The sequence below is a fragment of the Lactiplantibacillus daowaiensis genome (genome assembly GCF_005405085.1).
GTDB lineage: Bacteria > Bacillota > Bacilli > Lactobacillales > Lactobacillaceae > Lactiplantibacillus > Lactiplantibacillus daowaiensis.
In genome coordinates this window covers 80,307-92,751 of the sequence record NZ_BJDJ01000002.1, presented here as the reverse complement: position 1 = coordinate 92,751, position 12,445 = coordinate 80,307, and the positions used below count along the sequence as shown (strand labels likewise).

The following is a 12,445-nucleotide window of genomic DNA, read 5'->3' as shown; positions in this document are numbered from 1 at the left end:
ATGACAAACGTATATGGTATTTTACCCCATGGGGGCCAACTGATTGATTTAAAGGACTATTCGACTGACGCGCAAACGGCGGCCGCTAAATTGCCTAGTTTAACGATTAATAATTGGAATTTATCGGATTTAGAGTTAATCGGGATTGGTGGGTTTAGCCCATTGACTGGGTTTATGACGGAAGCTGATTACGATTCAGTGGTAGACAACATGCATTTGCAAAGTGGGGTCCTTTGGAGCATTCCAATCACCTTGCCAGTTGATCAAGCCACGGCAGATACGATCGCACTTGATCAAACGATTGCGTTAAAGACCGCTGACGGTACGATTTATGGGACGATGACGGTGACGGATAAGTATCGCCCAGATAAACAAGTTGAAGCTCAAAAAGTGTATGGCACAACTGAAACGGCCCATCCTGGGGTCAAACGTATGTTGGCTAATGGTGAGGTGTACTTAGGTGGGCCCATCAAGTTATTGAAACAACCCAGTCATGGTGAATTTAATGACTTCTATATGGAACCCATTGCAACGCGCAAGATGTTCCATGATTTAGGTTGGCAAACAATCGTCGGTTTCCAAACGCGGAACCCGATTCATCGGGCACATGAATTTATTCAAAAAACAGCCCTAGAAAGTGTCGATGGCTTATTGTTAAACCCACTGGTTGGTGAAACGAAAGCCGATGATATTCCAGCGGATGTGCGGATGCACAGTTACCAAACAATTCTAAAATATTACTATCCTGCTGATCGCGTGCGTTTGGTGATTTATCCAGCGGCAATGCGGTATGCTGGGCCACGTGAAGCGATTTTACATGCCATCGTGCGGAAAAATTATGGGTGTACCCACTTTATCGTCGGTCGTGATCATGCGGGTGTTGGTGACTATTACGGCACCTATGAAGCCCAAGAATTGATTACGTCGGTCGAAGATGAGATGGGCATGCATTTCTTCAAATTTGAAAATTCGTTTTATTGCAAGAAGTGTGGGTCAATGGCGACCGGCAAGACTTGCCCACATAGCGCTGATGACCATATCTCATTGAGTGGGACTAAAGTCCGTAAGATGTTGAGTGACGGGGTCGTGCCACCAAAAGAAGTCTCACGCCCAGAAGTGGCCCAAGTCTTAATCGAAGGTTTAAAACGAAAGGCGGCGTTAGCTAATGACTAAAGCAACGAATATTACGTGGCAATCAACGCAAGTGAATAAGGCGCAACGCCAAGCGTTGGTTGGCCATCGGAGTCCGGTCTTGTGGTTTACAGGATTGTCTGGTTCTGGTAAATCAACGATTGCCAATGCGGTTGCCCAACGGTTGTATGAAGAACAAGTGAATAGCTATGTTTTAGACGGCGATAACATGCGTTTTGGCTTGAATAGCAATCTCGGCTTTTCAGCGGCAGACCGGCAAGAAAACATTCGCCGCGTTGGCGAAGTGGCCAAGCTCTTTGTCGATGCCGGGGTGATCACCTTAACGGCATTTATCTCGCCATATCAAGCTGATCGTGACCAAGTTCGCGACTTGTTAGCTGCCGGTGAATTTATTGAAGTGCATGTAGACACGCCAATTGAAGTTTGTGAATCACGCGATGTCAAACAACTTTATGCAAAAGCACGTCGTGGTGAAATCAAAGGTTTCACCGGTATCGATGCACCTTATGAAGCGCCCACGGATCCGGAAATCACGATTGACACGTCCAAGCAACCATTGGCGGCGTCAGTTGAACAGATCATGCGTTATTTAACCAATCATGGTTATTTAGATTTATCCGCTTAGAAGGGAATTGTGTCGATGTTAACCGAAATTCTAGCGCTAATTGAACAGCATCAACAGATTTATGTGTATCGCCATCAAAATCCTGACCCCGATGCGATTGGCAGCCAATTTGGGTTGGTCCAGTTATTAAAGACTTCTTTTCCAGCCAAACAAATTTATGCTGGTGGTACCCCAAGTCAGGCGCTGGCTTGGTTAGGCGATGCCAGCGTGCAGACGTTACAAACGCCAACCGCAGCGGATTTGATCATAATTGTGGATTGCGCGAATCCGAGTCGCATTGATGGTCCGGTACCACCACAAGTGCCAGTCATTAAAATTGACCATCATCCCAATCGGCAACCCTATGGGACGTTGAATTGGGTCGATCCATCATATTCCAGTTGTGCGGAAATGATCTATACGGTGTATCAAGCCCATCATCAGCAATTAACGTTAACGGCCGCGGCAGCGACCCATTTGTATGCCGGTATTTTAGGTGATACGGTTCAATTTTCGACGCCGGAAACGTCGGCACGGACACTGAATATTGCAGCTAAACTGGCGGCATTAGGGGTCAATGTGAGTCAAGTGAGTCATCAAGAAACCGACTTAACGCCTAAAATCAGTAAATTAGCTGGTTATGTTTTAAGTGAATTAGTTGTCGATGCCCACGGCGTTGGTGTGTTAACATTAACGCAACGGACGCTGCAACAACTGGGGTTACGTTTAGATGAAGTCGATGCAGTTGTCGCCTTACCCGGTCGATTGACGAACGTGCAAGCGTGGCTATGGTTTATTGAACACCCAGATGGCACGTATCGGGTGCATCTGCGATCTAAGCAGCGCCCAATTGATGGGGTTGCCCAGCGCTTTGGTGGCGGTGGTCATCCGCTGGCTAGTGGGACGTACGTGCAAAATATGACGATTGGACAACAACTTATTGAGCGTGTTCAAGAGATTTTTTAAGTCAAACGTGGTTTACTAAAGAGTAGAATATAAAAAATTAAGCGTCCGCTATCCCAGCAATTTGGCTGAGACGGGCGCTTAATTTAGCAAAGGTGTCGATGATATGCACAAGAAAAGTTGGCTTGTGGTGATTGTTGTTGTCATTTTAGGCGGGGCTGGTTGGTATGGTTACCATGCGACCACCACTAAAACGACCACAAGCAGTAGTAGTAAGATTCGTTCTGACAGTGCGGTTAAAAAGGATATTAACTCGCGGTTAGTTTATGGTGAAATCAACAAGCAAAAGTCGGAAACGAAGACTTTGACGGCCACGGCTAAGAATACCAAGTATACGTTGAATAATATGTATACTAAGGTGAACCCATACGGGAGTTCACCACTAACGGCAGTGGCCATTTTCCACACGAAACAAGCGGCTAAGGTGACCTATACCGTTGTTGGTAAGACTGCTAAGACGTCGATTACCAATAGTACGAGTAAGTATACGAAAAACCACAGTCTCCAAGTGCTTGGTTTGTATGCTAACTATAATAACAAAGTCAAAGTGACGGTTACTTACAAGAATAAGACAACCAAAACGAAGACAATTCGCCTGAAGACGCAAAAATTACCAAGTTCATTGTCGTCAATTAAAGTTAACGTCAAGAAGAACAATAAGTCGAAGATGGTGCTAGGTAAAGGCAATTCTAAGTTGACCTTTATGGTCCGGACGACGATTTCTGGTAAAAATAAGTCTAAGAACTTCTCATTTGGGATGGATGCCGATGGGACGATTCGCTGGTATACCACGCGACCAACGTCACATATCTTTAAACAGTTGAGTAATGGTCATTTACTCATTTGGACGAAATCCAAGAAGAGTAATTCATACTTCAATGAATTAGTTGAAATGGATTATACTGGTAAAATCTACAAGACCTACCGTTTGAACCATAAGGCATGGGGGAAGACGGCTGGATCTAAGAAACAAAATCATAATCAAATTCATCATGATGTGACTGAATTGCCAAATGGTGATTTGATTGCGACCGTCTCTGATGGTGGTCGGAAGTATGTTGAAGATACGATGATTGTCATCTCACATAAGACTGGGAAGATTACCAAAGTTATCAATATGAAGAAGATTTTACCGGCTAAATTCTATGAAAACTATTCCGCAACGAAGTCGTCGAAATATATGGGTAAGACCGACTGGTTCCATGAAAATTCAGTTTATTATGATTCAACGGATAATAGCTTGATTATCTCTAGTCGGAACCAAGACTTGGTTATGAAGATCGATTACAAGACCGAAAAAATCAAGTGGATCTTATCTGGTAAGAAACGCTCTGCTTGGCCGAAGTCGTATCGGAAGTACTTGTTAACGGCGAAGGGTAAGATTTCGTGGCCAGGTGGTCAACATGCGGCAATCGTTGATCCAACCACTTTGAAGAACAAGAATTCATTGAATTTGTTGATCTTTAACAACAATGTGGCGGTCGGTGATACTAAGTCGTCCTTAGCGAAATCATCTGGTAAGTATTCAGAAGGTGTCGAATACCATATCAATGAAAAGACCAAGACGATTAGTCAAGTTGGCAGCTATGGGAAATCCCTGGGTAAGTCTAACTTTAGTAATATCATTGGGTCAAACCGTTATCTCAGCAGTTCTAACCGACTAATTGACTTTGGTTGGCTGGAGAACGGGGATGCCGCGAATATCATTGAATATGATACGAAGACTAAAAAGCAAGTCTTCAATGTTAAATTAACCAATCTTGGGAGTGGCGGTTATGTCTATCGGGCAGAACGCTTCTCACTATATCCCACAAGTCGAACTTATGGGACGAATGAATAATTAAGTTTAGGGTTAAGTAACGGCCCCGTCGATATGATCATCCAAGTGATGGTCGTATCGACGGGGCCTTTTTTGTCAAGTGTTTATGGGGCACATGTTGATGCTTGTTACTTATTTGGGGCTAAAAAAGTTAATTAATGCTTGATTAACTTGGCTAAGTTCACTGACAGTTAAGTGATCAATCGGGGTGTTTGTAAGTCGGACTGATGGATCAATAGCTCGTAAATGTTGTGTTAGTATCGTGCCGTGGACACCATGGTTGTCATTAAGTTGAATGAACAATGGCGACTCAAGAAAACGCGGTTCAGTTAAGAATTTCTTGCTTGAACTGATGGGGACAACGATAACTGTATTGAAATATTGATTGTAATTTGCATTACTGACAATGACACAAGGCCGTTTCTTTTTTTGTTCAGTACCTTTGGCGGGGTCTAAATCAACATAATAGATTTCACCGGTTTGATAGCTCATTCTGGCATATCCTCGCTGCCAACATCAGCACCCCAACTAAGTTCATCAGTGCTGAGATTGCCGTAGATATGTTCTTGTTGCTTAACTGTGTTCCAGAAGTCATTGTCCTTTTTTAAGGTAACCGTGCCATGATCTAATTGGAAAACAACTTTATCATGATCTGATAAGTCTAAGGATTCACGCACTGCTTTAGGAATAGTAAGTTGGTTTTTGGATGATAATTGCGCTTTTATGGTGACAACATTTCTCATAGCTTCCATCTCCTTACTTTTTCTTACATAGAATAGCATGTTAATTATTGTTTGTCGACAAATATGGATTCAGTTTGACTACTGTGTTCATAAATAAAAAGGTGCCATCCACATTCGTTTAAAAAGTCTTCGGCTACTGGTTCGAAGGCTTTTATCCCAAACTTGTCTTTTTGTGTCAAGTGTCTTAACAATTTAAACATAATCTTCTTAAAATCTAGATTTATGGGACAACTCTTTCACAATATGACGCGAATTTGGGCATATTTGTTGCTTACAATAAATAGTTGTAAGTTGCTAGATTGTCAGCAGTTATCACTGTTAGCTAACTGCAATAACAACCGTTAGGCACCAGTAGGGGTGCTTAAAAATGTTGCAAAAGCGTCGACTCACTAAGTCGCGGATTGGAGTTTTTTGTAAATGACTGTTCAAATTGCCATTGTATTAATCACGTTACTCGTGACCTTTGTGTTAATGGCCATGGAAGTAACGACCCCGAATGCCGTGATTTTGTGTGCGCTGGGTTTCTTATTATTGATTGGCGTCTTATCACCAAGCGATGCCTTGGAAGGCTTTGCTAACGATGGGTTAGCGACGATTGCGTTAATGTATATCATTGCATATGCCATTGCGAAAAGTAATGTGATCAATCGGCTGTTTAACCGGATCTTAGGTAATGGCCAGCATGAACGCGGGGCGCTATTAAAATTACTAACAACGGTTAGTGTAATTTCGCCGTTTATGAATAATACGCCAATTGTGTCGACCTTAACACCGATGGTTCAGAAGTGGTGTAAAGAAAAAGGGTTATCAGCGTCCAAGTTCTTAATTCCACTTTCGTATGCCACGATTTTAAGCGGGTTGTTAACCGTCTTAGGGACCTCCACCAACTTAGTGGCGCAAGGGTTATTGTCCAAGTACCATTTAAAACAATTTGGGACGTTTGATTTAGCTATCGTTGGGATTCCGATTACGATCGTCGGGATTTTTTATTTGATGACGATTGGTTATCACTTGTTGCCCAATTATAAAAATAGTCCGATTGATGAAGTGATGAATGTACCGAATGATTACTTGATCGAAATGTCGATTGGTGATGATTTCCAATATTTAGGCCAAACGGTTGAAGCCGCTGGGTTACGAGATTTGGAAAATGTCTTTTTAGCGGCGATTAATCGTGATGGCCGACCAATCGTCCCGGTCAGCCAAGCCATGCACTTACAACTAGGTGATAAGCTGTACTTCACCGGGTCAATCAATGAAATTAATGATTTGTTGCAAATTAAAGGCTTAATGCCTAGTACTGAAAAAGTGAATATGGCAGATATTACCAATGAACAGGCCAAAATTGTCGAATTGTCGATTCCAGAAAACTCCATGTTGATCAATCAAACGGTCAAATCAGCTAATTTTCGGAATCGCTACGGCAGTGTCATCGTCGCGATTCATCGAAATTCGGTGCAATTGCACGGTCAAATTGGCCGGATCAACTTAAAAGCTGGGGATGATTTGGTCGCGATTACCAATAATGATGTTGCCCAATTGGATGCGTTAAAAGATATCCATGTTTTCAATTCACAAACAACGCAAAATGTTTCACCAACGTATAAAGACTTTTTACCGATTGTCTTATTGATTGCGACCATTGCGGCTTCGACCATCGGCGTTATTGATTTATTTGTTGGTCTAGCTGCGAGCTGTGTTTTATTATTCTTAACGAAATGTGTGTCCGTCAATGATGTGGTTAAAGCTGTGGACATGAATGTCCTATTTTTAGTGGCTAGTTCATATGGACTTGGCTTGGCGATGTCTAACGTTGGCGCAGACAAGTTTATCGCTAAATCATTGGTGACACTGACGGGGAACTCGGCCCCGATAGTGTACATGTTCTTGTTGTATTTTATCACCAACTTCTTGACCGCTATCTTATCCAATGCTGCGGCACTATCGTTGATGTTTCCAATCGTGGTCTCGGCAGCCAAAATCGTTAACTTGCCAGTAATGATGCTAGTGATGTTGATTACGATTGCGGCGACCGCCGACTTTTCAACGCCAATTGGTTATCAAACCAACTTAATTGTGTATGGTCCTGGCCATTACAAGTTCACGGATTATTTTAAAGTTGGGATTCCATTGAATCTGATTTGTATGGTCATCTGTGTGCTCGTGACTTATTATGCGTATGTTATTTTATAGTTGAATAATTGGATGAACATCATCGCTAGGTTGCTTGGATTAAATGCAAGCGATCGATTGTGAGATAAGTCGTCCTAGCAGTGGCCTGTTCTTAGCAGTTTGTGAGAGCAGACCATTTTTTATTGTGACCTGCTAACCGGCTGAAAAAGGCGTGATACTAAGGCCGGAGTGTCCTAAATAGGCTTAATCTTTTAGTGAAAGTAAAGTTAACTTATTATTTTATTGATCTTTTACCATAATTAATCTTGATATTTCAACTGATTTGAACCTATACTAGTAGTTGAAGGGTTGAATTGAATAACCGCTTTACATTCAACCATAGCTAGCATTATTAAAAAGGTATCGTAACTAGCGAAAAAAATTAATTGGGATTAATTTTGGAGGCATTGTTATGGGTAGAAATTATCGGAAGTATGGTATTGAGGGGAAAACACATTATAAGCTTTATAAATCTGGCAGAAGATGGGTAACCGCGGGTATTACGCTGTTCTCGCTGGGCCTGGGGTTAACATTTAGTCAGCCTGGGCAAGTCAAAGCGGCAACGCAAAGTAGTGTCAGTGACGCCGATAGTAGCTCAGCTGTTAATTCATCATCAGCAACTAGCAGTCAGTCAGTGATCTTGAAGGGTTCAAGCACGGCAGCTTCATCAAGTAGCAGTTCATCATCAAGTAGTAGTAGTACAATTAGTGAGTCATCATCAAGCACTAGCCAGGCAACAACTAAGACCGGATCTGATACGGCAACAACTAGTGCTGATCAGACTAGTCAGCAGTCTGAGACCGACACCACGCCAAAATCAACCACCAACGAGGCTAACACTACAAGTCAGACGTCAACTAGCGCGACCGGCACATCATCAAATAGCCAAGCTAAAGTGACCGCATCAACTAGTAGTGCGTCTAATGCAACAGCAACCACAACTACTGAAACTGCCTCGTCAACAGCACCAACCACAGTGACAACCACACCGGCAACCACGGGTACCTCGACGGTGACTGATACTGATTCAAGCAATTCGACTACACAAAGCAAGCCAACTACATATGAATCAGCACCAAAAGCAGTCGTACCGGCAGCAACAACAACGGTTGAAGCGACGGATACGACAACAACTGGTGTAGCAACAACTAAACTTAATTCGGCGGCGTTATCAACGATGACGACGGCGATGGCCACGGCCGTAACGAATAAGCAATTACAACGCTCGATGTTATTACGTGCCGATACTGTCGCCACAAAGTCGGTGGAACTTTCTACGACGGGGGTGCCAACTTTTGCGTACGAGAATCTATTTACGCTAGAAAGTAGTGTGGCCGTATTAAGTGGTCCTGACCACGTCGTTGCCACTGGGGATCCTGATGCGGCGTTATATGCTAAGAATGCGGCTGGTGATTATTTATGCGATGCTAATGGCAATAAGGTTAACTTAATATATGAGTTGATTGCTTATGGTGATTTAATCGACGATTTTACGGTAGATTATACGAATGAAGCTGGGGTTACGACACAAGCTATGCCTGAGCAGGTCTGGACAGACTTGCCCAATGCCGGTACTTATACGCTAACAATAACGCCCTATGGTGAAGCTGAGATTAAGACATTATATAATGCTGGTTGTTTTTCTGATTATACATTTGCAGCTGATACTGATGTTGCGTCATATATACCAACTTCAGCCGACTTTACTGAGCCGGTGAGCTTTCAAATCGCAGTCACCCCTAAAGTGTTGGCACATAAAACGGCTGGCGTGACGAATAATGTCCTCAATTTAAGTAGCGTCGTAGCAAATTATAGTGGTGATACCACGACATTGCCAACGGTCACTGCTTATGGCAACAATACGTCCCTTCTTTTTAAGACCGATAGTAATGGTAAAGTTGTCGCAGCATCTAATGATACCGCTGCTAAAGGAACGACAGTGTTAACCGCTGATGATTTTAATTATATCTATACGAGTGGGACCAATGTAACTGGTCATGATGCCGGTAACTATACTATTGCGCTAAATGATAAAGGCATTGCGGATTTAACAGCGGCATTAGGTCAAAACCTTATTTTTGATGGCTACACTGCTGATGGTAGTTATGCCTACACTAGTAGTGCGATGATTCAAAAAACTGCTTTGACAGTTACGACCACATCGAAAACTGTTGATTATGATGGGGCGGCTCAAGGCACTACGGCGACAGTAACTAGTGGGACTAACTATGATAATTTAACCTTTAATGCGGTGGCTAGAGCTGATGGGACGACGGCAGCGTATACAGCCGCTGGCACTTATGCGATGACTAGTACGACGAGTGCTGATACGCATAATTATCAAATTACAGTGGTCGATGGCACCCTAACGATCAACAAGGTAGCAGCAACCATCACGATTCCAAGCCAAACTTATTGGGCTGATGGCACCACCAAAGACTTGACTGCAACCGTCACTGGGACCGTTAATGGTGAGACTTTAGCATATACGTTGACTGATGGGTTACAAACGGTCGGCACTAAAACCATCACTGCAACCTATGATCCAGCGGATGCCATCAATCAAAATTATGATATTACAGTTGTTCCTGGAACCTTAACGGTTGGCGATGTGACTGTCGAATATGATTATGGTACGCAAGATGCGGCTGGTCATTTTGTCGCAACTGTCACAACAACGGGGAAGGCTAGTCATGGTACTGACGCCACGGCGAGTGATTATTTAACCTATACGACAGTGTCACAACCAAAAACGGGCTATACGCTGGTTTCTGATAATACAGGCTTAGCTGCTAATGGTACGTTAACTGGGACCGGTGGGGTGGTTAAATATGTTTATTTAGCCAGTACTGAAAATGCAACAGTCACGTTTTACGATCAAAGTGATCATAAGACAATTGCGACGACGGCCATTAGTGGTCAATACGGCACGACTGATTCAACAACGACCGCCGCGCTAATTGCAGATTATGAAAAAGCCGGTTATCAAGTGGTTAGCTCAACGATACCAAGTACTGGCATTGGGTATGATACTGATGGGACGGTGCCACAATATACCGTTACGTTGACCCACAAAACCGTTACAATCGATGCGGACAACCCTGGTACACCTGGCACTGCCATTGATGAAAATGATCCAACTGGTCCTAAGTATCCAGCGGGTACTGATGCTGCTGCTTTGAATACCACCGTTAAACGGACAATTAATTACGTTGATGTCACAACTAAAGCACCAGTAACGCCCGCATTGACCCAAACGCTTGCCTTTAAGCGTAATGCAACGCTCGATGAAGTTACTGGTGTGGTAACCTATACGGATTGGGTGACGGATGATGGTGTCACGACCGGCAACTTTGCAGCGGTGACGTCACCAGTTGTGACCGGATACACGCCAGATCAAACGGAGGTTGAGGCCACAACAGCGACAGCGAGTGCTGAAAATCAGACTGTCCAAGTGGCTTATACTGCTAAAACAGAAACCGCGACGGTCACGTTTATCGATGTCTCCACTGGTCAAAAAGTCACCACGACAATTAGCGGTGCGTTTGGGACGACCAGTGCTTATTCGCCACAAGCAGCCCTTGATAGTTATGCTGCAGCTGGCTACCAAGTTGCGCATTCAGATTTGCCAACTACGGGGATTACCTTTGATCAAGATGGCGTCGTTAAAACGTATCAGATTGCGTTGTCACACAAGACAACCAGTGTTGACAGTGCACATCCTGGCACACCGGGTCAAGCTATTGATAGTACTAATCCCACTGGTCCTAAATATCCAGTCGGGACTGACGAGTCAGCGTTAACGACCCAAGTTAAACGGGTGATTACTTATGTCGATGCAAACGGGGACCAACTTGCAACGCCAACCACGCAAACGGTCACCTTTACCCGGACTGCGACGATTGATCAAGTCACTGGTACGGTGACCTATAGTCAATGGTCGATTGCGGGGACCCAAGCGACGACTGGGACATATGCAGCAGTTAAACTGCCACAACTGGATGGCTACACGGCTTCTCAAACGATTGTGCCAGCTGATGATGCCGTAACCGTGACGGCTGGTGATGCCACGGTTGCCGTGACTTATCAAAAAGTGGCTACGACGCAACCTGTACAACCGACCCAGCCGACGACTGATGATCAAACTAGTCAATCGGTGTCAGGTACAACGCCACAGCCTGGTCAAGCAGCAACTGAGACGCAGGCCGCTCAAATTAAGCAATCAACAACTGAGAAACGGCCAGCTAAATCAGTGACTGTACAACCGACGACCAAGACCACTTTAGTCGCCAAGCAACAAAGCAAGTCATTGACACCGCAAGCTGCGCAACTTAGTCAGTCAGCAACTCAATCAGCCAAGCCTTCACAACCAGTACCGTTAAGTACGCAAGCAACCACTACGACTGCACAATCGGTCGCCGCTAGCCAAGTTAACGGTGTTGTTAATAATGATCAGCAGCGGCAACAAGCTAGCAAGGCTAAGACTTTGCCACAAACGAATGACGATCGTGATGCCAGCTTCAATGCTGCACTATTAGGAGTGTCATTAGCGGCATTACTAATCGGATTAGGATTCATTTCTCGTAAACGTCATGCCTAAGCTGTTGTAAGGTTTAGGACTAGGTCGCATATTAAACGCCGCCATCGATAGATAAGCAATCGGGCTTTATCTATCGATGGCGGCGTTTTTCTAGTTGATTTAAAAATGAGTCTGAAACAAAAGTCTTTGAATAGTGTCCTCTAGCAAGCTAACATGTTTCTCGTACCGGGACCAGCTTGCGCCAAAGCGCGGTCACCAGCTTCGTTTTTGAGCCCAGCCAAGACCGCTGATCTCAAAAAACGTCCTTGTGCTAAGCCGAGAAATCCCCTCGACTTAGCACAACGTCGGTACGTTCACATGTTAACTTGCTTCCGGGATGTCAGTGCTTTATGACACTTATTATTTGAACAGTACCATAAAGGAGCCACCACTATTCTATTGTTAGCGGTGAC

Annotated in this window: 8 protein-coding genes; 6 read left to right on the top strand and 2 right to left on the bottom strand. The window is 44.0% G+C overall.

Annotation, left to right across the window (positions count from 1 at the left end; all coding sequences use genetic code 11):
- The 4 genes from sat (at position 1) to FFM75_RS01670 (ending at position 4,559) form a co-directional block, all read left to right on the top strand.
- Entirely contained in the window at positions 1-1,173 is a 1,173-nt protein-coding gene (gene sat, locus FFM75_RS01685; protein WP_137627464.1) for a sulfate adenylyltransferase, read from the top strand.
- Positions 1,166-1,777 carry an adenylyl-sulfate kinase gene (cysC, locus tag FFM75_RS01680; RefSeq protein WP_137627463.1) on the top strand — a complete coding sequence of 204 codons (612 nt, stop codon included), beginning with the start codon at positions 1,166-1,168 and terminating at the stop codon, positions 1,775-1,777. The genes sat and cysC overlap by 8 nt, the downstream gene beginning before the upstream one ends.
- A 15-nt stretch (positions 1,778-1,792) precedes the next feature.
- A complete protein-coding gene (locus FFM75_RS01675; protein ID WP_137627462.1) occupies positions 1,793-2,722 on the top strand; it encodes a DHH family phosphoesterase in 930 nt (309 codons plus the stop codon).
- A gap of 103 nt (positions 2,723-2,825) precedes the next feature.
- The gene (locus tag FFM75_RS01670; protein WP_137627461.1) at positions 2,826-4,559 is read left to right on the top strand and encodes an aryl-sulfate sulfotransferase; all 1,734 of its coding nucleotides are present in this window, start codon (positions 2,826-2,828) and stop codon (positions 4,557-4,559) included.
- Between the two features lie 111 nt (positions 4,560-4,670).
- Here FFM75_RS01670 and FFM75_RS01665 read toward each other — a convergent pair whose 3' ends face one another.
- Positions 4,671-5,030 carry a type II toxin-antitoxin system PemK/MazF family toxin gene (locus FFM75_RS01665; RefSeq protein WP_137627460.1) on the bottom strand — a complete coding sequence of 120 codons (360 nt, stop codon included), beginning with the start codon at positions 5,028-5,030 and terminating at the stop codon, positions 4,671-4,673.
- Entirely contained in the window at positions 5,027-5,281 is a 255-nt protein-coding gene (locus tag FFM75_RS01660) for an AbrB/MazE/SpoVT family DNA-binding domain-containing protein (protein WP_137627459.1), read from the bottom strand. The genes FFM75_RS01665 and FFM75_RS01660 overlap by 4 nt, the downstream gene beginning before the upstream one ends.
- A 417-nt stretch (positions 5,282-5,698) precedes the next feature.
- Here FFM75_RS01660 and FFM75_RS01655 point away from each other — a divergent pair, with 417 nt between their 5' ends.
- Positions 5,699-7,474 carry an SLC13 family permease gene (locus FFM75_RS01655; RefSeq protein WP_137627458.1) on the top strand — a complete coding sequence of 592 codons (1,776 nt, stop codon included), beginning with the start codon at positions 5,699-5,701 and terminating at the stop codon, positions 7,472-7,474.
- A gap of 391 nt (positions 7,475-7,865) precedes the next feature.
- Positions 7,866-12,053, top strand: a complete 4,188-nt coding sequence (locus FFM75_RS01650) for a mucin-binding protein (RefSeq protein ID WP_137627457.1) — start codon at positions 7,866-7,868, stop codon at positions 12,051-12,053.
- Positions 12,054-12,445 lie beyond the last annotated feature (392 nt).